Origin of the sequence: Hansschlegelia zhihuaiae (genome assembly GCF_004103825.1) — a bacterium.
GTDB classification, from domain to species: domain Bacteria; phylum Pseudomonadota; class Alphaproteobacteria; order Rhizobiales; family Methylopilaceae; genus Methylopila; species Methylopila zhihuaiae.
Genome location: NZ_RYFI01000006.1, coordinates 20,584 through 41,362 on the forward strand (window position 1 = coordinate 20,584; position 20,779 = coordinate 41,362).

The window sequence follows — 20,779 nt, forward strand, 5'->3', positions numbered from 1 at the left end:
CGCCGCGATCGAATCCTGCGCCGAGAATTTTTCCGACGGCGTGGTCGCTCCTGCGCTCTGGTGCGTCCTGTTCGGGCTTCCGGGCCTCATGGCCTACAAGGCGATCAACACCGCCGACAGCATGATCGGCCACAAGACCGAGCGGCACCGCGCCTTCGGCTGGGCGGCGGCTCGGCTCGACGACCTCGTCAACCTGCCGGCCTCGCGGCTTTCGGGGGGGATCGTCGCGCTTGCGGCGCTCTTGACCGGCCGGAAGGCGAGGGCGGCGCTGCACGCCATGCGCCGCGACGCCCATCGCCACGCCTCGCCCAACGCCGGCTGGCCCGAGGCCGCCTTCGGGGGAGCGCTCGGCGTCGCGCTGGGCGGCCCGCGGGTCTATTCGGGCGTCACGCTCGACGACCCCTGGATGAACGAGGGCGGCCGCCAGGACGCGACGCCGGACGACATCTCGCAGGCGCTGAGGCTGCTGGTCGCGGCCTGCGCGGTGCACGCCGCGCTGGTCGCGGGCGTGCTTGCTGTCGCCTACTCGTTCGCCTGATCAGGCGCTGCGGGAGCGCGCGATCCGGATGATCTGGGCGACGTCGAGATGGGCCTCGAGATGGTCGGCCAGCGCGTCGAGCGTCGCCTCGACCGTCGCCTCATAGGCCAGCGACGATCCGGCGACGCCGAGCGTTGAGAGGAACGCGCGGCGAAACCCGTCGGCTGCGAAGACGCCGTGGAGATAGGCGCCCGACACAAGGCCGTCCGCCGACGCCGCGCCCTCGGCTCGGCCCTCGACCTCGAAGGGCGCGCGGCCGCAGTCCGGCCCGACGGTGCGGCCCATATGGATCTCGTAGCCCGCGACCGCCTGGCCGCTGGCGACGTCGCGGCCCGAAACGCGGGCGAGCCGCTTCTCGCCGTCCAGCGTGGTGTCGACGTCGAGCAACCCGAGGCCCGCCACGGTTTGGGGGAGACCCTCGACGCCGTCGGGATCGGCGATCGAGCGGCCGAGCATCTGATAGCCGCCGCAGAGTCCCAGCACCCGCCCGCCGCGGCGGACATGGGCGTGGATGTCGTGATCCCAGCCATGCTCCCTGAGCGCCGCGAGATCGGCGATCGTCGCCTTGGAGCCGGGCAGCAGCACGAGATCGGCGTCGACGGGCAGCGGCGCGCCGGGCGTAAGGAGCTCCAGCGACACGTCGGGCTCGAGCCGGAGCGGATCGAGATCGTCGAAATTCGCGATGCGGGGCAAGGCGGGGACGACGACGCGGACGCCCGAATTCGGCGTGGCCTGTCGCGAGAAGAGATCGACCGAATCCTCGGCCGGAAGTTTGCCGGCTTCCGGAAACCAGGGCGTGACGCCGAGCGACGGCCATCCGGTCCGCTCCGAGATTGTCGCCAAGCCGGCCGAGAACAGGCCGGGGTCGCCGCGAAACCGGTTGATGAGAAAGCCTCGGATCAGAGCGAGATCGCTCGGCGGAAGCAGCGCGTGAACTCCGACGAGCGTGGCGATCACGCCGCCGCGGTCGATGTCGCCGATAAGCGCGACAGGAACCTTAGCCGCCTCTGCAAATCCCATGTTCGCGATGTCGTTCTCGCGAAGATTGACCTCGGCCGCCGAACCCGCGCCCTCGACGAGCACGATGTCGGCGTCCTTCGCCAGCGCCTCGAAGCTTTCGAGCACCGGCGCCATCAGGCTCCGCTTCAGCGCGCTGTAGGCGCTGCCCTTGTAGGAGCCGATCCGGCGGCCGCGGAGCACGACCTGGCTTCCGGTCTCGCTCTCGGGTTTCAGCAGCACGGGGTTCATGTCGATGATCGGCTCGCGCCCGGCCGCGCGAGCCTGCAGCGCCTGCGCCCGGCCGATCTCGCCGCCGTCTGCGGTGACCGCCGCGTTGTTCGACATGTTCTGCGGCTTGAACGGCCCGACTGACACCCCCCGCCGCGCGAACAGCCGGCAGAGCCCCGCCACGATCAGCGACTTGCCGACATTGGAGCCGGTGCCCTGGAACATGATGGCGGGGGTGGGGCGCGGTTTCTTCATCCAGCGGCGCCGCCGCCATGAGCGTGGAGCCGTCCCGTCAAAACTCGATTCCCGCCTGCGCCTTCACGCCGTCGCGGAACGGGTGCTTCACCTGCGTCATCTCGGTGACGAGGTCGGCGATCTCGATCAGTTCGTCCTTGGCGTTGCGGCCCGTCACCACGACATGGCAGTCGGCCGGCCGGCTCTTCAGGACTTCAACAACCTCGCCGAGGTCGAGATAGTCGTAGCGCAGCACGATGTTGAGCTCGTCGAGGATGACGAGCTTCACCTCCGGGTCGGCGATGAACCTCTTCGACATCTCCCACGCCTCGCGCGCCGCCCGCACGTCCCGCTCGCGGTCCTGCGTCTCCCAGGTGAAGCCCTCGCCCATGGCGTGGACCTCGACCTGGTCGGGGAACTTGCGCAGCAGGTCACGCTCGCCCGATTCCCACGGCCCCTTGATGAACTGCACGACCCCGACATTCATGCCGTGGGCGATCGCGCGCATCGCCATGCCGAAGGCGGCGGTCGACTTGCCTTTGCCCTTGCCGGTGTGGACGATGAGCAGGCCCTTCTCGACCTGGCGCGCAGCCACGATCTTGTCCTGATGCGCCTTGCGCGCCTTCATCTTCTCCGCATGGCGGGCGGCGTCTTCGGTCATTGCACGGTCTCCGTCGCGAGCGCGGCGAGGTCGTCATGCGCGCTGTTGCGCTTCGGCCTCCAGAGGCCGCGCCGCTCGGCCTCGAGGAAGGCGCGCGCCATCTCGGCGAGCGCTGCGGGATTTGCGGCGGCGACGAAGCCGCGCGTGTCGCGGTCCATCAGATAGGCGTCGTAGAGCGCGTCGAACTGGTGCGATCCGACGGCGTCGGTGGTCGCGGCGAAGCCCATCAGATTCCGCACCGTCGCGAGCATCTCGGCCGCGCCCTTATGGCCGTGGCCGCGCATCGCCGCGATCCATTTCGGGTTCGCGGCGCGGGCGCGGACCACGACCGCGATCTCTTCGGCAAGCGTGCGGACAGATGGCGTCTCGGTCCGCGACGTGTCGAGATGGTAGATCGCAGGCGCGGCGCCAGTGAGAGCCTCTACGGCCGCCGACAGTCCGCCTGCGAATTCGTGCACGTCGTCGGAATCGAGCAGGTCGAACTCGCGGGCGTCCTGCGTCTGCACCACGGCGTCGACGCCGTCCGCCATCGCTTCCAACGCCTCGCGGGCCGGCGCGCCTTCGGTCCCTTGCGCATAGGCGAAGCCGCTCGCGGCGAGATAGGCCTCGGCGAGGTCTTTGCGGGTCTCCCACGCCCCTTCATTGAGCAGCGGCGCGAGCCCCGTCCCATAGGCGCCGGGCCGCGCGCCGAAGATCGCGTGCGAGGCGCGGCCTCCGTCGCGCTCCTCCCGCATCCGCGCGGCGATCGGGTTCGAGTCGGCGTCTTCGTCGAGCGCGCCGACGAGCCTGACCGCCTCGTCGATCAGGTCGATCTGGAACGGGAAGGCGTCGCGGAAGAAGCCCGAGATGCGGAACAGCACGTCCACGCGGGGGCGCCTGAGCTCGGAAAGCGGCAGGACCTCCAGTCCCACGACCCGCGAAGATCCCGCCTCCCATTGCGGCGCGACGCCGACGAGCGCCAGCGCCTGCGCGACGTCGTCGCCGCCGGTGCGCATGTTGGCCGTGCCCCAGGCGGAGATCGCGAGCCGCCTCGGCCATTCGCCATTGTCCTGGAAATGGCGGCGGCAGAGCAGGTCGGCCGCGGCGCAGCCGAGCCGCCAGGCGGCTTCCGTGGGCGCGGAACGCGGGTCGAGCGCGAAGAAGTTGCGGCCCGTCGGCAGCGCGTCGAGCCGCCCCCGCGTCGGCGCGCCAGAGGGACCGGGGGGCACGAAGCGCCCGTCGAGCGCGCGCAGCAGGCCGTCGATTTCGGCGGCGCCGGAGGCGTCGACGCGCGGCGCGATGACGGTCGCGATTTCGCGGAGGACGGCGGCGCCAGCGGGGAGGGCTAGGCCGCGTCCATCGTCATGCCCGGGCTTGACCCGACCAACCATCGGCCTGGACCGATCCTTTTCTGCGCTTGGGATGGATCCCCGGGTCAAGCCCGGGGATGACGGTGAAGAGGGCGCCGCCTCTTCCACTAACCGCAACGCCAGCGCCTCGAGCCGCTCCACCGTGTCGCCCGCGATCCGCCAGAGCTCGTCCGAAACCTCGGCGAGCGCCTCCGGCCGCGGACCCTCCCAGCGCGCCGAGAACTCAGCGGCGAGGGGGTCGAAGCCGTCGAGCCCCAGATCAGCCGCCAGCGCGCGGAGCAGCGATGCGTCCCCGGGACTCGGCCCGCGAGGCGAGCGGGCGAGCGCGACCAGCAGCTCGGCGCGCTTGCGGCCCTCCGGCGAGCGGCCGAAGACATGCAGGCCGTTCCGGACCTGCAGCTCCTTCACCTCGCACAGAAACGCGTCGAGCTTGGTCAGCGCGTCGTCCGGGTCGTCGGCGATGGAGAAACCGCAGTCGCGGTCGAGGCCGAGATCGGCGGCGCGGGCGAGGATCTCCTTGGCCAGCGCTTTCGCGCGGCGCGGGTCGAGCCCCTCGGCCTCGGCGTATTCGTCGACCAGCGTCTCGATCTCGCGCAGCGCCGCGGCTCCCTCGGCCCGCGCGAGCGGCGGCGTCAGGTGATCGACGATGACGGCGGCGCTCCGGCGCTTTGCGGAGGTGCCTTCGCCGGGGTCGTTGACGATGAAGGGATAGACATGGGGCAGGGGGCCGAGCGCGATCTCGGGGAAGCATTCTAGGGACAACGCCAGCGCCTTGCCGGGCAGCCATTCGAGATTGCCGTGCTTGCCGACATGGACGATCGCATGCGCCCCGAAACTTTCCCGGAGCCAGCAGTAGAAGGCGAGGTGGCCATGCGGCGGCGGCAGGTCTGGATCGTGATGCGCGGCCTTCGGATCGAGGTCGAAGCCGCGGGAGGGCTGCACGCCGAGGACGAGGTTTCCGTAACGGCGGAGCGCGAGGCGGAAGGCCTGCGCATCGCGGTCGAAGGTCGGGTCGTCCTCAGGCCCGCCCCAGCGGGCGGCGATCTTTTCGCGGGTCCGGGCGGGGAGGGCGGAGAGAAAGCGCCAATAAGCGGCGAGCGAGAGCTCCGCGCTCGTGTCCCGGCCGCAGCGAAGCGGAGAGCCGGGACCCATCTGCTCGGCCGCTTCCATGTCGGACGGGACGGCGTCATGCATCTCCGTCGAGCGCGGCGCGTATAGGTCCCGGCTCTGCGCGGCTGCGCCGCTTCGGTCGGGACATGGTGTTGAGCCTTCCAGCGCTGCCGTCATCGCAGCCACGACCTCGGCGCCGGTCCGGGGGGCGCCGTCGGCCGCGTAGCCCGCATGCTTCAGCGCATCGAGCATCACGGCTGTGCTTTCCGGCGTGTCGAGGCCGACGCCGTTGGCGAGTCGCGCAGCGCCGGTCGGGTAGTTGGCGAGGATCAGCGCGACGCGGCGCTCCGGCCGAGCCGTTCGGCGCAGCCGCGCCCAGTTGGCCGCGAGGTCGGCCGCGAAGGCGATCCGGTCCGGGACCGGCTCGAGCGCGACGATCTCGGTCTCGGTCGCCGGATCGAACCGGCCGGCGGACTTGAACGCCACGGCGCGCGACAGCACCCGCCCATCGATCTCGGGCAGAGCCACCGCCATCGCGAGGTCTCGCGCGCCGAGGCCGCGCGGCGAACCTTCCCAGGTCGCGCGGTCGGAACCCGCGAAGACGAGCTGGAGGACGGGCGCGTCGGCCGAATCGAGCGGCGAGCCCTCCCAGGTGGCGCCGGGCTTCGAAACCGCGAAGGCGGTCGAATTCAGCACAACGTCCGGCCGAACGGCGGCGAAGGTCTCGCAGACGAAGGCGGCGGCCGCCGGGTCCTTCAGCGAGGTCACATAGATCGGAAGCGCGCCGAGCCCTCGTGCGGAAAGCGCGTCGACCATCGCCTCGACGGGCGCGACGTCGCCGGCCTGATATTGCGCCCGGTAGAACACGACCGGCGCGACCGGCGCGCTTTCCGGCCAGCATTCGCGGATGGCGTCGAGCGTCGGCGCCGCCATGCCCGGCCAGAACAGGCCGGCGGGCGGGGTCGGCGCCGGATCGAGCGCCGGCGCGCCGCCGTCGAGCCAGGCGCGGCAGGCGCGCAGCGCGGCGGCCAGATTCTCTGGACCGCCTTCGACCAGCATCCGCCACAGCGCCTCGGCCTCGGCGGCCGGCACGGTGGAGCGGGCGATCAGGTCCGGGTCGGCGTTGCCGCAGCCCGGCATCACGGCGAGCTTCACGCCATGCCGGCGAGCGATCCGCGCGCTCTCCTCGACGCCGTAGGGCCAGTAGGAGGCGCCGCCGAGCAGACGGAGCACCAGCAGGCGCGAGCGCGCCACGGTCTTCTCCAGGAAGAGGTCGACCGACATGTTGTGGCGGAGCTTCTGGAGGCTGGCGAGCCGGAGCGAAGGCGCGGCGGCCCCGAGCGCCGCATGGGCGCGTGCGAGGCCTGCGATCTCCGTGTCGGCCGCGGAGACGATCACGATCTCGGCCGGCGACAGGTCGAGATCGACCGCCTCCGTCCCGTCGCCGATCGGCTGCCCTTGCGCCTTCAGGAGATGCATCGGTCTCCGCTCAACTCCGCCCTCGATGTCCCGGCCTTGAGCCGGGACCCATCACCGCCGCCTGCGCCGGACGATCGGCGCCTGATCGCGACGCCCGCTTCGGAACCGTCGAGCCCAATGGGTCCCGGCTCAAGGCCGGGACATGGGCGCGGCGGCTCTCGCGGGCATCCCCGCAGCGCCGCCGCTATGCCGGCGCGGTCGAGGCCGGTCTCGCCGATCACCACCAAGCGCCCGGAGCGCGTCTCGCCCTCCCTCCACGGACGGTCGAAATAGCTCTCCACCCGCTGGCCGACCGCCTGAACGACCAACCGCGCGGACTTGCTCTTCACCGGCGCGAAGCCCTTCAGCCGCAGCACATCGAACGTCGCGAGCGCACTCCGCACGCGCTCGGCCAGCGCCTCGGCGTCCTCGGCCTCGCCGATTTCGACCACGAAACTCTCGAACTCGTCATGGTCGTGGTCGTCATGGCCTTCGAGCTCGTGATGCGAGGGCCGCGCGTCGATCTTGTCCTCGGCTCCGGAGGCGAGGCCGAGCAACACCTCGGCCGGCAGCGCGCCATTGGCGGCCGACACCACCCGGACGCCCTCGCTCGCATGTTCGAGCACGCCGGTTCGCACGGCCTCGGCTTCCGCCTCGGACAGCAGGTCGGACTTGTGCACCACCAGAAGGTCGGCGGACCGCACCTGGTCTTCGAACAGTTCCTCGATCGGATCATCATGGTCGAGGTTCGGATCCGCCGCGCGCTGGGCCGCGACCGCCGCCTCGTCATGGGCGAAGCGGCCGTCGCGGACCGCCGGTCCGTCGATCACGGTGACGACGCCGTCGACGGTCACGCGGGTCGTGATCTCCGGCCAGCGGAACGCCTTGACCAGCGGCTGCGGCAGGGCGAGGCCGGATGTCTCGATGACGATGTGGTCGACGGCCTCGGGCCGCGAAAGAATCTTCTCCATCGCGGGGATGAAGTCGTCCGCCACGGTGCAGCAGATGCAGCCATTGGCGAGTTCGACGATGTCGTCCTCCTGACAGGCCTCGCTCGCGCAGGCCTTCAGCACCTCGCCGTCGATGCCGACGTCGCCGAACTCGTTGACGATCAGCGCGATCCTCCGGCCGCCGGCGTTCTGCAGGAGGTGGCGGATGATCGTGGTCTTGCCGGCGCCGAGGAAGCCGGTCACGACGGTCGCGGGGATCTTGTGGGGGACGGTCATTCGTTCGGCGCCTTCGGGAGCTTGAGGTCGAGCGGAAGGCCAGCCGCGACCAGCGTCACGCGCGTCGAAAGCGCAGCGACCCGCTGGTTGAGGCGGCCCTGATGGTCGCGGAAAGCGCGCGCGAGCGCGTTGTCGGGCACGATGCCGTAGCCCACTTCGTTCGACACCGCGATCACGGGTCCGGAGACCCGTGAGAGCGCCACAAGCAGGGCCTCGATCTCGGCGTCGATATCCGCGCCGGCCAGCATCACGTTCGTCAGCCAGAGCGTCAGGCAGTCGACCAGCACAAGCCTGTCAGGCTCGGTCTCGGCGTCGAGCGCGCCCGCGAGGTCGAGCAGCACGTCGACGGTTCGCCAGCGGTCGTCGCGGCGGGCGCGATGATGGGCGATGCGCTCGCGCATCTCGTCGTCATGCGCGCTCGCGGTCGCGACATAGACGAGGCTAAGGCCCGAAGCCGCGGCGAGCTGCTCGGCGAAGCGGCTCTTGCCGGAGCGCGCGCCGCCGAGGACGAGGGTCACGGCCCCGCGCGCGGTGGGCGCGGGCATCCCGTCAGCCGCTTGCGAAACGACGGCGCAGCAGGCCGGCCAGCGTCCCGAGCGTCGCCCAGAACACGAAGCCCGTGACGATGACCGCGACCACGAAGTCATGAGCGAGGTCGTGGGGGATGGCCGGCGGCTCCGATGGCTGCGGCGCGCCGATGATGTGAGGCGCCGCGATCAGGGCGAGCCCCGCGACCGCCGGCAGCGCCGAGCGCCCATAGGCGATGAGCGCGATGCCGACCGCGGTCGCGACCGCGGTCGCGACCCACCAGATCTGCCGGTCCATGAGCGGCGCGCCCTCGACGCCCGGCGCCTCGGGCGGCAGTCCGATCGACGGCGCCAGCGTGAAGGCCGCGAAGCCGGCGAGGCCCCAGAGCAGGCCCTCGCGCCAGGAGCGCAGCCCGCCCTTGAGCTCGCTCGCCGCGACGAGCAGCAGCGCGAAGCCGATTCCCGCCACCACATTGGCGACCAGCGTCCAGCCGAAGCGCTCGGCGCCGTCGGCCGGCGCCCACCCCTCGCCGTGGTCGTGCTCGGCTGCGGCCGCCTCCTCCTTGGCGGTCAGCGCCGCATGGTCGTGCTCGCCGGCGGCGGCGTGGTCATGCGGCTCGGCCGCCTTGGCGGCCTTCGCGTTCTCGAAAATTTCGGCCTTCACGATCAGCGGCTGGGTGCCGAACTGCTGGACGGCGGTCAGCGTCAGGCCGGCCGCGAGGCCGGCCAGCGCCGCCAGGAAGACGATGCTGCGGAAGATTTGCATTGGCTCGCCTCCGCTCAGTGGCAGGGGAAGCCGATGGCGTGACGCTGGTCGTGCGCGGCGTTGTGCACCGCCGGGACCGACACGAAACCCGCGCCCGCGATCACGAAAATTCCGAGCATGAGGGCTGCGAAGATCGGGGCCGCGCGAGACTGGGTCAGCGCGACGGACGAGGTTTCGGCGTGATGGACGTTCGACATGGATTGAGCCTTTCGCGCCCTCCCTCCGAGGGCCTTTGGGTTGCTCGTTCCGGCAGGTCTCCTGGCTCACGGGTCGAAGCGAAGCGCGCCGGCCTTCCCGGATCACGAAATCCAGTGGCCAACCATCGGCGCGCCGCTCGCCGCTCACAGTTGCGGGGGCAGCTCCGGACTCGGGACGCGCGAGGCCCCTCACCGGATTCCCTTTTGATCCCTTGCGGGAGCCGAAGCGAATGAGCGAGGCGTAGCAGACCGGCGCGCGGCCGACAATCGATACGAATGGGCGCGTCAGCGCGTCAGCGCCCAGCCGATTTCGAAGGGCCCGGCGAAAGCGCCGCTGCCGATCGCGACCGCCTCCCAGAGAAAAACCGCGAGCCACAGCCCAGCAAGCGCGACGCCGATCCGGCGCGCCGCCTCGCCGGCGGAGCTTCGCGCCGAGGTGCGCGCAAGGCCTGCGGCGGCGGCCGCGAGGACCGCCGCCGTCAGCGCCACCACGATCCAGTACTGCGCGTTGGCCGATCCCTCGAGGCTGCGGCTGTGCCCGACGCCGATCACCGAGAGCGCGACCAGCGAGGAGAAGGCCAGCAGCCCGCCCAGGAAGGCGGCGCGGCCGACGGTCTTCTCCTGAACCGGCGTCGAAGCGTCGTCGCGCATGTCAGTCGATTGCCTTCAGCACCCTGGCGAGGCGCTCGGCGATCTCGTCGATCTGCGCCTCGGAGACGATCAGCGGCGGCGACATTGCGATGATGTCGCCTGTCACGCGCAGCATCATGCCGTCCTCATAGGCCTTGACCATCGACTGGAAGGCGCGGGCGGTCGGCTTTCCTTCCATGGGCTCGAGCTCGACGCCCGCCACGAGGCCGATCGTGCGGATGTCGATGACGTGCGGCAGGCCCTTCAGACCATGAATCGCGTCCGCCCATCGGGTCTCGAGCGCCGCGGCCCGCTCGAACAGCCCCTCTTCCTGATAGACGTCGAGCGTCGCGAGCGCGGCCGCGCAGGCGATCGGGTGGCCCGAATAGGTGTAGCCGTGGAACAGCTCGATCATGTTCTCCGGGCCCTGCATGAAGGCCTCGTAGATGTCCGACGAGGCGAACACCGCGCCCATCGGGATCGTGCCGTTGGTGACGCCCTTGGCGGTCGTCATGATGTCCGGGGTCACGCCCAGCCGGTCGGCGGCGAAGGCCGAGCCGAGCCGCCCGTAGCCGGTGATGACCTCGTCGAAGATCAGCAGCAGCCCGTGTCGGTCGCAGATCGCGCGAAGCCGCTCGAGATAGCCCTTCGGCGGCGGCAGCACGCCGGTCGAGCCCGCGACCGGCTCGACGATGACGGCCGCGATGGTCTCGGCTCCGTGCAGCGCGACGAGGCGCTCGAGATCGTCCGCGAGCTCCGCGCCATGCTCCGGCAGGCCCCGCGTAAAGCTGTTGCGGGAGAGATCGTGGGTGTGCCGCAGATGGTCGACGCCCGGCAGCCCCGGCCCGAAGGTCTTGCGGTTCGCCACCATGCCGCCGACCGAGACGCCGCCGAAGCCCACGCCGTGATAGCCGCGCTCGCGGCCGACGAATCGGAACCGCTGCCCCTCGCCGCGGGCGCGGTGATAGGCGAGGGCGATCTTGAGCGCGGTGTCGACCGCCTCAGAGCCCGAATTCACGAAGAACACGTGGTCGAGGCCCGTCGGCGCCATTGCGGCGAGGCGGCTCGCGAGCTCGAAGGGCTTGGGGTGTCCGAACTGGAAGGTCGGGGCGAAATCGAGCTCGGCGGCCTGGGCCTGGATCGCCTCGACGATCTTCGGCCGGCAGTGGCCGGCGTTGACGCACCAGAGCCCCGAGGTCGCGTCGAGGATCTCGCGGCCGTCCGTCGTGACGTAATGCATGTCGCGCGCGCCGGCGAGCAGGCGAGGGGCCTGCTTGAACTGACGATTCGCCGTGAACGGCATCCAGAAGGCTTCGAGATTGTTGGTCGGCGCGGGGCGAAGCGCCACGACGGCTGGGCTCGCTGACATCTTCCGGTGGCCTTTCGTTCGGGCTCGCCGCTCGCCGAAGCGGGCCGCTCTTGGAGAAGCCTGAATACGCCCGCCGTCAGTGCAGCGCAAAGCGGCGGCGACTCGCGCTTCAGGTCGGCCGCCCGCGCTTCGCCTCAATTGGGAGGGGGCCGGCCGCGGCATGAGGCGACGGGCGAGCGCGGGCCCAGCGCGGTGCGACGCGCCCCTGATTTGTGCTGCGTTTTGAAAGGTTGCGCGCATTGTTTCGTGGCATTCCAGCCACAGGACGGACCAAAGGCTTCCATGGCGGCCGTCACACTCGTGATCCTGCTTGCGCACGCCTCCGCCACGAATAAGGTCGTTCTGCGACACGGGGGCTGTGCTCCAGAGTCGGGGGTCGTCGGGGGATCGGCGATCGTATTCAGGATTTCCGGGGCCGGCGAACGTCGGCGGTGGTCGGGGTTCTACCCGCCGATTTCGGGGTTGGAGGACGAACATGAAACTGGTCAAGAGCCTTGTGCTGGGCTCCGCTGCCGCCTTCGTAATGACGGCCGGCGCTCAGGCGGCCGACCTGCCGGGCGCCGAGCCCGTGGACTACGTGAAGGTCTGCGACATCAAGGGCAGCACCGGCTTCTTCTACATTCCGGGCACCGAGACCTGCCTTCAGATCGGCGGCTTCGCCCGTCTCGAGACGACCTACGGCGAAGTGACCAACGACGACGACGCCAACAAGGTGGGTTACCGCGTCCGCGCCCGCGTCTGGTTCGACGCCCGCACCGACACCGAATATGGCGCGCTGCGCACCTTCATCCGCCTCCAGTTCCAGCGTGAGACCGGCGCAGTCGGCACGGCCGGTTCGGCGAACCCGCAGTTCGAAGGCGACGACTTCTTCTACGATCAGGCCTTCGTGCAGTTCGCGGGCCTGACGGCGGGCGTCACCGACTCGTTCTGGGATTTCAAGCCCTACCCGACCTTCCAGAACCCCTTCATCTCGGACCGCACGGTGCCGGTCCTCGCTTACACCGCCAAGTTCGGCGACGCGTCGGCGAGCCTCTCGCTGGAAGACAAGACCTACCGCTATCGTGACTCGACCAACGCCACGCCGAACGCGGGCACCGAGGCGCCGGACATCGTCGCCAACATCCGGGTCAAGCAGGGCTGGGGCGAGGCCCAGATCTCGGGCGTCGCGAGCTACATCAACCCGAAGAAGGGCTACGCCGACCAGGTTGGCGGCATCGCCACGGGCGTCGGCGGCGACAACGAGTGGGGCTGGGGCGTCCAGGGCGGCGTGAAGCTCAACCTGCCGACCGCCAACACCTCGGACGCCAAGGGCGACTTCATCTGGGGCCAGGCCGGCTATGTCGACGGCGCCGGTCTCTCCTATGTCGGTCTCGGCGACGCCAATGTCGGCTCGGGCCGCACTCAGAACATCACCGCCTTCAACCCGCAGCGCGACTACTACCTCGACGGCGACACGCAGAAGACCAAGGCGTTCAACGCCAACCTCGGCGCGCTGCACTACTGGTCGCCGCAGTGGCGCTCGGCCCTGCAGGGCACCTATGTCGACGTCAACTATCGCAAGCTGAACGCCGACTGGAGCGCCTGGTCGGTCGCCGGCAACCTGATCTGGACGCCGGTCAAGAAGCTCGATATCGGCGCCGAGCTGGTCTACGTGAACACCGACTACTCCAACCGGGCGTCGTTCCCGGCCAACGCCAGCCGCAAGGACGACGACGCCTTCATCGGCCGTCTCCGCGTCCAGCGCGACTTCTGATCGAAATCCTCCTCGAGGATGATGGGGCCCCGGCGACGCCGGGGCCCTTTTCTTTTGCGAAGAAAGCTCTTTTGACGTCGACTGCGGATCGAGCAACTCAAGAGTTAGATTAAATCTAATCTTGAGACGACTGTTGCTCTCAGGAGACCGACTGCCCGAGACTTCGCTCCCCCGTCATTTATATTTGCCAAACCCATTGCGCGGACGGCTTCTCTGCGGCAGAGAAGAGTCACAGGACCGTGAACGCGCGTCCGGAGCGGCGCGGATCGAGGGCGAGATGGGCGGAGTCAATTCAGGCTGCGGAATGTCGAAGCGCGTCGTCGCGGCGGCGGCTGTCGCCATCTCATTCGTGGCGGGCGCCGGAGCGGCGCGCGCGGAGGACGACGCGCCAAGCTATGCCGGAGATCTCCTGACGCGCGACTCGCTGACCGGCGACTGGGGCGGAGCCCGCACCAAGCTCTATGAGCGCGGCGTCAAGTTCGAGGCGACCTATACGGGCGACGCCTCGACCCTCGTCTCGGGCGGCCTGCGCCGCGACGAAGGGTTCTCCGGTCTTCTCCAGCTCGGCCTGACGCTCGATCTCGAGAAGCTTGTCGGCTGGACCGGCGGCGAGGTCTACGCCGGCGCCTATTTCATCCGCGGCCACGGCCTGTCGACTTACGAGGTCGGCAACCTGCTGACGATCTCCAACATCGAGGCCGACCGCGCCAACCGGCTCGGCGAGGTCTATTTCAAGCAGACCCTGTTCGACGACCGGTTCTCGATCCGCGTCGGACAGCTTTTGGCCGACAGCGAATTTGTGGTGAGCGACACCGCGGGCCTGTTCGTGAACTCGACCTTCGGCTGGCCCGGCCTCATGGGAACGAACCTGCCGAGCGGCGGCCCGGCCTATCCGGTGCCGACGCCGGGCGTTCACGTCGCATACGAGTTCAACGACGCCTGGTCCGTGCAGGCGGCGATCTACAACGGCGATCCGGCGGGCCACAACGTCAACCCGCACAATCTCGACTTCCCGCTGCACGAGGGCGTCTTCGGCATCGGCGAGGTGGCGTACAAGACCGACGGCGTGTTCGGGAAGCCGGGCGTCATCAAGGCCGGCGGCTGGTTCAACACCGCGAACAAGTTCGACGACGTGCGCCTGTCGGGCGTCACCCATGGCGGCGACTATGCGGTCTACGGGGTCATCGACCAGACGGTCGCCGAATGGGGCGGCGGACAGGATCTCAAGGACCCGACGCCGTCGACCTCGAGCCTCTCGGTCTTCGCCCGCGCGGTGTTCGCGCCGCAGCAGAACCGCAACCTGATCGACTATTATTTCGACGCCGGCTTCAACGTGAAGGGGCTGATCGCCGGGCGCGCCGACGACGTGTTCGGCATTGCGGGCGCCTATGCGCATATTAGCAGGGACGCCCAGCGCGCCGACCGCGACGACGGGGGAGTGCCGGTGCGCTCGTCCGAAATGGTGTTCGAGGCGTCCTACAAGGCGCAGCTCGCTCCCTGGCTCGCGCTGCAGCCCTTCGCCCAGTACGTCGTGCGCCCGGGCGGCGGCGATCCACGGCCCGCCGACCCGAGCCGGCGCATCAAGAACGCGACGGTGCTGGGCTTCCGAACGCAGGTCGAGTTCTAAAGCTTGACGCCACCAGGATAAAACGTCATCGCCGGGCCTGACCCGGCGATCCATCCCCTTCGCAAAGACGATGGATGCCCCGATCAAGTCCGGGCATGACGGCGGCGGCTCTTTCGGAAGGCGAGGGGCGAACCGCCTATTGGTTCGCGCCGCGCGCCATGTCGCGGTCGATCATCAGGGCGGTGCGGCCGTTGAGCCGCGTGCGGTAGACCTGCGTGTTCTCCATCACGCGCTGCACATAGTTGCGCGTCTCCGCGAACGGGATGCGCTCGACCCAGTCCACCGGATCGACCTCCGCCTTGCGGGGATCGCCGTAGCGCCGGGTCCATTCGAGCACCCGGCTCGGCCCGGCGTTGTAGGCCGCGAACACCATGACGTAGGAGCCGTCATATTTCTTCGCGAGCTCGCCGAGATGGGCGGCGCCGAGCTGGGCGTTGAAGGCGGCGTCGGTGGTCAGGCGCTTGGCGTCGAAGGAGACGCCGGCGGCCTTCGCGGTGCGCGCGGCGGTGCCGGGCAGCAATTGCAGCAGCCCGCGGGCGTCGGCATGGCTCACCGCCTTCGAGTTGAACGCGCTTTCCTGGCGGCCGATGGCGTGCACCACCGGCGTCTCGATCGCCGGCCCGACGGCGCGATAGGCCGGGATGCCGCTCGTCGGATAGGCGAGGGCGTCGACCGGAAAGCCGTTCTTCAGCCCGGCCTTGCCGACCGTCAGCGTCGCGCGCGGATCCTTGTATTTCTGCGTCATCGCGCCGAGCAGCACGATCTCGCCCGGGCTCTTCAGGTCGTCGGCAAGCGCGCCGGCGAGCGGCAGAGCGAGCTCCTTCTGGTCGGCACGGTAGAGCAGGTCGATGGCCCGCACCGAAAGCCGCGCCCCGAAGGCCGCGCGGTCGGCGGCGGTCGGCGTCGGCAGAGACCGGATCGGCAGGTCGGTCAGGCCGAGCCGCGCGCGGGAGATCTGGCCGTAATAGCTGGTGACGTAGCGGGCGGCGCGCTCATAAACCGCGCGCGCCGAGCCGGAATCGCCCATCGCCTCGAGGGCGCGGCCCTGCCAGTAGAGCGCGCGCGACTCGGTGCCCGGGATCGTCGCCTCCTTGTGGACCGCCGCGAAGTGCCGGTAGGCGGTCTTGGCGTCGCCGAGCGCGCGGAGCGCGATGAAGCCGGCGAGCAGATCCGACTCGATCTTGTCGATGTCCGAGCTCGGCTCGTCGCGCGCCAGCACCTGATAGGCGCCGCGCGCGTCGCCGACGTCCAGCAGGTCGCGCGCCACGACGCGGCGCTCCACCGACCAGGCGTCCGGGTCGACCAGCGCAGCGCCGCCGCGCGGCGCCTGGGCCAGCGCCGCGGCCGCCTCGCGCGGCTTGTCCTCGCGGCGCTTGTATTTGGCGAGCGCGAACAAATAGCCCGGATCGGACCGGAGGGCGCTCGGCACGGCGGCGAGCGCGGCGCCAGCGCCGGGCTGCTTACGGATCACCGCGACGCGGGCCTTCGCCACCGCGAGGTAGTTTCCGCCGGCGCGGTTCGCGGCGCGCATGCCGGCCTCGACCTCATCGGCGAGGAAACGCGCCTCGGCGCGGGCGCGGTGATCGGCCGCGGAGAGCATTGGCCCGAAGGTCGCGAGCGCCTGGGCTTCGAGCGGTCCTTCGAGCTCGTCATGGCGCCAGGCGTCGCGCGCCACCGTGGCGGCCGAGGCTCGATCGCCGCTTGCGAGCAACGCGCGGGCGAGCGCGAGCTTGCCCTCCGGCCGCTCGGGCTTGCCGTTGGCGGCGAAGAAGCCGCGCACCGTCGGGGCCGGCACGTTTTCGAGCCAGAGCGCCTCCTCGGCGCGGCGGCGAACCCAATTCGCCATCGGCCAGTCCCGATGTGCGCGATAGAAGGCGTCGAGCCGCGAGAAGCCCGCCTGCCGCGAGGCGAGGCGCACGCCGAGCCAGTCGAGCAGCGCGACCGCGCCGGGGTCGCTCAGCGACGAGCGCACCGCGAAGGCCCCCGACGTATCGCCGCGCTCGAAGGCCGCGATCGCCGCCTTGATCTGCGCGACGTCGCTGGTCGAGACGCTCTCGCTCGGCGCGACGCGGGAGGTCGTCGAGATGGTGCCGGTCGTGGTGGCGTCATAGGCCAGCACGATTTCGGCGGTCTTCATGGTCTCGGCGGACAACTTGTCGGCGTCGCCGACGGGCGCCTCCACGAAGGTCTCGGCCCTCGTCGCGCCGACGGCGCTGCACAAGGCGAGGGCGGCGACGCCGCGAAGGAGAAAGCTCGGGATACGCATGGGCTCTCGGCTTCGGGTTCGTGACCGGCCTTAACGGCCGGACTCGCATCAGGGATGAAGCCGCAGTTTCGCCATGCTCGCTTTACGAAACGCTAACCGAGACTGGCCGCCGCCGCGACCTACGCTTCGTCCCCCGACCTCCGCAAGACGGGCTTCCGCTCGCGGGCAAGCACGGCTATCAAGGTCGACTGATCTTGACGCCAAGATGGCGCCGCCGACGTCATCCGCCCGACGTTACCCAAGCGCCACAGCCTTGAAGTCCAACGCCATGACCCAACCGATCTTCCACGGCTCCATCACCGCGCTCGTCACGCCGATGCGCGACGGCAAGCTCGACGAGGCCGCGTTCCGCGGGCTGGTCGACTGGCAGATCGCCGAAGGCACGCACGGCCTCGTGCCGGTCGGCACCACGGGCGAAAGCCCGACGCTCAGCCATGACGAACACAATTCCGTGGTCCGCTGGTGCGTCGAGGAGGCGAGAGGGCGCGTGCCCGTCATCGCCGGCGCGGGCTCGAACTCGACCTCCGAGGCGATCTCGCTCGCCCGTCAGGCCGAGAAGGACGGCGCCGACGGCCTGCTCGTCGTGACGCCCTACTACAACAAGCCCACGCAGGACGGGCTCTACGCCCATTTCCGGGCGATCGCCGAGCAGACCTCGCTGCCGATCCTGATCTACAACATCCCTGGCCGCTCGGTGGTCGACATGTCGGTCGACACCATGGCGAGGCTTTACGAGATCCGGAACATCGTCGGCGTGAAGGACGCGACCGCGAACGTCGTCCGCGCGAGCCAGCAGCGCGCCAAGCTCGGGCCGGACTTCATCCAGCTTTCCGGCGAGGACGCGAGCGCGCTCGGCTTCATGGCGCATGGCGGCCATGGCTGCATCTCGGTCGCGGCGAACGTCGCGCCCGCGCAATGCTCCGCGTTCCAGAAGGCGTGCATGGCTGGCGACTATCGGGCCGCGCTCGCCTGGCAAGACCGCCTGTTCCCGCTCCACACGGACCTGTTTTGCGAAACCAATCCCGGCCCGGCCAAGGTCGCGCTCGCGATCCTCGGGCGCTGCTCGGAGGAGATGCGCCTGCCGATGGTGCCGTGCTCCGACGCGACGCGCGCCACGGTCCGCGCCGCGATGGTCCATGCCGGCGTGCTGCCGGCCGAGACGGGCGCGCCGCGGGTCGTGGCGCGCGCCTGACGACCCCATATATCGCCGATGAACGCCAAGGCGCCCAATCCCCGGTTCAAGATCGTCGCGGACAACCGCAAGGCCCGCCACAATTACGAGATCGGCGAGACCTTCGAGGCAGGCGTCGCGCTGGTCGGCACCGAGGTGAAATCGCTGCGGCAGGGCAAGGCGACGATCGGTGAGGCCTATGCCGGCGAATACGGCGGCGAGATCTTCCTCTACAACTCGTACATCCCGGAATATCTGCAGGCGAACCGCTTCAACCACGAGGTCCGCCGGCCTCGGAAGCTGCTGCTGCACCGGAACGAGATCAACAAGCTGACCGGCGCGGTGACCCGCGAGGGCATGACGGTCGTGCCGCTGAAGATCTATTTCGACGCCCGCGGCCGCGCGAAGGTCGAGATCGCGCTCGCGCGCGGCAAGAAGCTCCACGACAAGCGGCAGGCCGAGAAGGAAAAGAGCTGGAACCGCGACAAGGCGCGGATCATGCGCGACCGGGGGTGAGGGAATCCAGTTGACGTCCGGCTCCAGCGGGAGCGCAATGCGCTCAGGGCGTCCCTAGGCCCGCAATCGACCGCTGGAGGCGACAATGCGCGTCTTGAGTGAGTCATGCGTCCGCATCGCGATCGTGGCCCTCGGGCTGCTGGGCGCATTCGCCGAACCCGGTCGGGCCAAGGCGGTCGAGCTCGAGTTCGTCGACAAGAAGGTCTTGCACCGCACCTACTTCGCCGGCGTCCGTGAGCCGGAACAGTTCATTGGCGACCACGACATCGTCGTCGCGCGCTCGTTCGATGAGCGCTTCACCTATCAGTTTCTGGCGGGCTCGCTAGGCGGCGCGCGCCCCAGCGAGAAGCTCCGGCTCATCCGGTTCTTCGGCGGGCTGGAGCAGTCCGTCGAGGACTTCCCGGCCTGCGATCCGGACATCGCCGAGACCGGGCGCAACGACCTCGCCGCCGCGAACCTCACCCTGACGGCGGGCGGCGTGACCGCGACCTATCAGGCGCGCTGTCTGAACGAAAACGGGCTGCACCGCGGCTGGGTCATCGGCTATCTGTCCTGGAACGCATTGAACGGGACTCTGCGGCGCGGCGTCATCGAGGCCTTCGACGGGCCGAGACGCGACCTCGCTTTCGAATCCTTCGTCCATGACGGGACGCTTTATGTCCTGACCGCCGCCGTGCGGCTGTTCGATCAGGATGGACGAGTGTTCCTGAGCGCCTTCGAGCTGCCGTCGTTTCGGCAGAAGTGGCAAAGCTGGCTGCCGTTCCGTCTCGAAGCCGACGAAGCGAGGTCCTTCGCGATCGGCCCGAGGCCGCAGGGCGGCGTCCAGGTCTTCGCGGTCGGCGATTTCGCGCGGCGCATCGACATGGCGCAGATCGACGCCGACGGGACGGTCGTGGAGACGAAGCGCGATTTCCGGGTGCGCGTGCCGCCGCCCGACGGCGCCCAGGACCCTGTCCTGTTGCGGTCCGTGACGGCCGCCGACGTCGCGACCCTCAGGGGCGGCGATCGCGTGCTCGCGGTGCGTCTCCAGCAGACCCCGCGTCGCGACGAGGTGATCCGCGAGGCCTGCCAGCCCCTGGGCGAGGACGGCCGGTCGCTCGGCCGCGCGACGCCCTATCTCTCGGCGCAGGATCAGGAGGAGTTCTCGTATCAACAGTTCGCGGCGGCCAAGCTCAGCGTGGACGGGGCGGTCGCGCAGCACATGACGGCGATCCGGATCGGTCCGACGATCGGTGAGCCGCGCCATGACCTGAGGCTTCGCTACATCGAGCTCGATTCCGCCTGCGAGATCGTGACGCGCGCCGTGATCGCCGCCGACAATGTCCGGCTTCTCGGCCGAGAGGACGACGCCCTGCGCGGCCCGTTCTACGTCTATCCGCGCGACGGCGACCGTCTGCGGGTCGCGGTCCCGACAGAGGGCGTCTCCCGGTCCGAGCTGCTGGAGCTCGAGTTCAGGGTCGTCGGGAAAGAGCAGGAAATCGCAGCCGATCAGGCGCCGGAGCCTTAGGTGCCCACGAACGTCCGGATTTCGGCGAACACCGCCTCGAACATCTCGGTCGTCAGCACGCCGGTGTTCGTGTTGTAGCGGGAGCAGTGGTAGCTGTCGAAGAGCGTCAGCCGTCGTCCCAGCGGATGGCACGCGCCGTGCCCGAAGGGCGCATCCTTGAGCCGGACGCCGAGGGCGCGGCACAGGCTGTCATGCGCGATGCGGCCGAGCGCGAGCACCGCGGCTCCATCCGACAGCGCTTCAAGTTCCGACGCCAAATATAGCCGGCAATTGTTGATTTCGGCGCCGTCTGGCTTGTTCTGCGGCGGCACGCAGCGCACCGCGTTGGCGATGCGGGCGTCGACGAGCTCGAGCCCGTCGTCGGGCCGCTCGTCATAGACGCCGGTCGCGAAGCCGAACTTCAGCAGGGTCGCGTAGAGCAGGTCGCCGGCCCAATCGCCCGTGAAGGGCCGGCCGGTGCGGTTCGCGCCCTGCAGGCCGGGGGCGAGACCGACGATCAGCAGCCGCGCCGGCGGCCGCCCGAAGGACGGCACCGGCGCGTTGTGCCAGTCGGGATGCTTCGTCCGCTGCTCCTCCCGGAACGCCACCAGACGCGGACAGCGCTGGCAGTCGCGGGGAGGGGCCTCAGGCGCGGAAACGGTCTCCAC

At 69.8% G+C, this 20,779-nt stretch carries 16 protein-coding genes, 1 pseudogene and 1 riboswitch; of the genes and pseudogenes, 6 read left to right on the forward strand and 11 right to left on the reverse strand.

Going from position 1 to position 20,779, the window contains the following annotated elements; translation table 11 throughout:
- A partial coding sequence (locus tag EK403_RS23020; protein ID WP_245479571.1) for a cobalamin biosynthesis protein CobD/CbiB occupies nt 1-538 on the forward strand: 538 nt, incomplete at its 5' end.
- On the opposite strand, the gene EK403_RS07700 is transcribed toward EK403_RS23020, so the two are convergent.
- From EK403_RS07700 to aptA, 9 genes and pseudogenes are all read right to left on the reverse strand, one after another.
- Nucleotides 539-2,020: a cobyric acid synthase gene (locus EK403_RS07700; RefSeq protein ID WP_128776923.1), complete on the reverse strand. Its 1,482-nt coding sequence runs from the start codon at nt 2,018-2,020 to the stop codon at nt 539-541.
- Between the two features lie 37 nt (nt 2,021-2,057).
- Nucleotides 2,058-2,660, reverse strand: coding sequence for a cob(I)yrinic acid a,c-diamide adenosyltransferase (gene cobO / locus EK403_RS07705; protein ID WP_128776924.1), 603 nt, complete (start codon nt 2,658-2,660; stop codon nt 2,058-2,060).
- Nucleotides 2,657-6,598 carry a cobaltochelatase subunit CobN gene (gene cobN / locus EK403_RS07710; protein WP_128776925.1) on the reverse strand — a complete coding sequence of 1,314 codons (3,942 nt, stop codon included), beginning with the start codon at nt 6,596-6,598 and terminating at the stop codon, nt 2,657-2,659. The genes cobO and cobN overlap by 4 nt, the downstream gene beginning before the upstream one ends.
- 170 nt (nt 6,599-6,768) lie before the next feature.
- Nucleotides 6,769-7,803: pseudogene (gene cobW / locus EK403_RS07715) on the reverse strand (cobalamin biosynthesis protein CobW); the annotation flags it as partial.
- Nucleotides 7,800-8,348, reverse strand: coding sequence for a bifunctional adenosylcobinamide kinase/adenosylcobinamide-phosphate guanylyltransferase (gene cobU, locus EK403_RS07720; protein ID WP_128776927.1), 549 nt, complete (start codon nt 8,346-8,348; stop codon nt 7,800-7,802). The gene cobU and the pseudogene cobW, both read right to left, overlap by 4 nt.
- A 4-nt stretch (nt 8,349-8,352) precedes the next feature.
- Nucleotides 8,353-9,096, reverse strand: a complete 744-nt coding sequence (locus tag EK403_RS07725) for a CbtA family protein (RefSeq protein WP_128776928.1) — start codon at nt 9,094-9,096, stop codon at nt 8,353-8,355.
- A gap of 14 nt (nt 9,097-9,110) precedes the next feature.
- Entirely contained in the window at nt 9,111-9,293 is a 183-nt protein-coding gene (locus EK403_RS07730; RefSeq protein ID WP_128776929.1) for a CbtB domain-containing protein, read from the reverse strand.
- Nucleotides 9,294-9,327: 34 nt separating this feature from the next.
- A riboswitch (cobalamin riboswitch) is annotated at nt 9,328-9,534 on the reverse strand.
- Between the two features lie 44 nt (nt 9,535-9,578).
- Nucleotides 9,579-9,944 carry a hypothetical protein gene (locus EK403_RS07735; RefSeq protein WP_128776930.1) on the reverse strand — a complete coding sequence of 122 codons (366 nt, stop codon included), beginning with the start codon at nt 9,942-9,944 and terminating at the stop codon, nt 9,579-9,581.
- 1 nt (nt 9,945) lies between these two features.
- Nucleotides 9,946-11,292, reverse strand: coding sequence for an omega-aminotransferase AptA (gene aptA / locus EK403_RS07740; protein ID WP_128776931.1), 1,347 nt, complete (start codon nt 11,290-11,292; stop codon nt 9,946-9,948).
- Between the two features lie 475 nt (nt 11,293-11,767).
- On the opposite strand from aptA, the gene EK403_RS07745 reads away from it, so the two are divergent.
- On the forward strand, nt 11,768-13,045 hold the full coding sequence (locus EK403_RS07745) for a porin (RefSeq protein WP_128776932.1): 1,278 nt from the start codon (nt 11,768-11,770) through the stop codon (nt 13,043-13,045).
- A gap of 304 nt (nt 13,046-13,349) precedes the next feature.
- A complete protein-coding gene (locus EK403_RS07750; RefSeq protein WP_164919530.1) occupies nt 13,350-14,672 on the forward strand; it encodes a carbohydrate porin in 1,323 nt (440 codons plus the stop codon).
- A gap of 136 nt (nt 14,673-14,808) precedes the next feature.
- Here EK403_RS07750 and EK403_RS07755 read toward each other — a convergent pair whose 3' ends face one another.
- On the reverse strand, nt 14,809-16,938 hold the full coding sequence (locus tag EK403_RS07755; RefSeq protein ID WP_128776934.1) for a lytic transglycosylase domain-containing protein: 2,130 nt from the start codon (nt 16,936-16,938) through the stop codon (nt 14,809-14,811).
- A 268-nt stretch (nt 16,939-17,206) separates the two neighbouring features.
- Here EK403_RS07755 and dapA point away from each other — a divergent pair, with 268 nt between their 5' ends.
- From dapA to EK403_RS07770, 3 genes are all read left to right on the forward strand, one after another.
- A complete protein-coding gene (gene dapA, locus EK403_RS07760; protein ID WP_128776935.1) occupies nt 17,207-18,130 on the forward strand; it encodes a 4-hydroxy-tetrahydrodipicolinate synthase in 924 nt (307 codons plus the stop codon).
- An 18-nt stretch (nt 18,131-18,148) separates the two neighbouring features.
- A complete protein-coding gene (gene smpB, locus EK403_RS07765) occupies nt 18,149-18,625 on the forward strand; it encodes an SsrA-binding protein SmpB (RefSeq protein WP_128776936.1) in 477 nt (158 codons plus the stop codon).
- Nucleotides 18,626-18,710: 85 nt separating this feature from the next.
- Nucleotides 18,711-20,132 (forward strand): hypothetical protein, encoded by a 1,422-nt coding sequence (locus EK403_RS07770; protein WP_128776937.1) that lies wholly within the window; start codon nt 18,711-18,713, stop codon nt 20,130-20,132.
- Here the strand turns inward: EK403_RS07770 and EK403_RS07775 are convergent.
- Nucleotides 20,129-20,779 (reverse strand): uracil-DNA glycosylase, encoded by a 651-nt coding sequence (locus EK403_RS07775; protein WP_128776938.1) that lies wholly within the window; start codon nt 20,777-20,779, stop codon nt 20,129-20,131. The two genes, EK403_RS07770 and EK403_RS07775, sit on opposite strands and share 4 nt — an antisense overlap.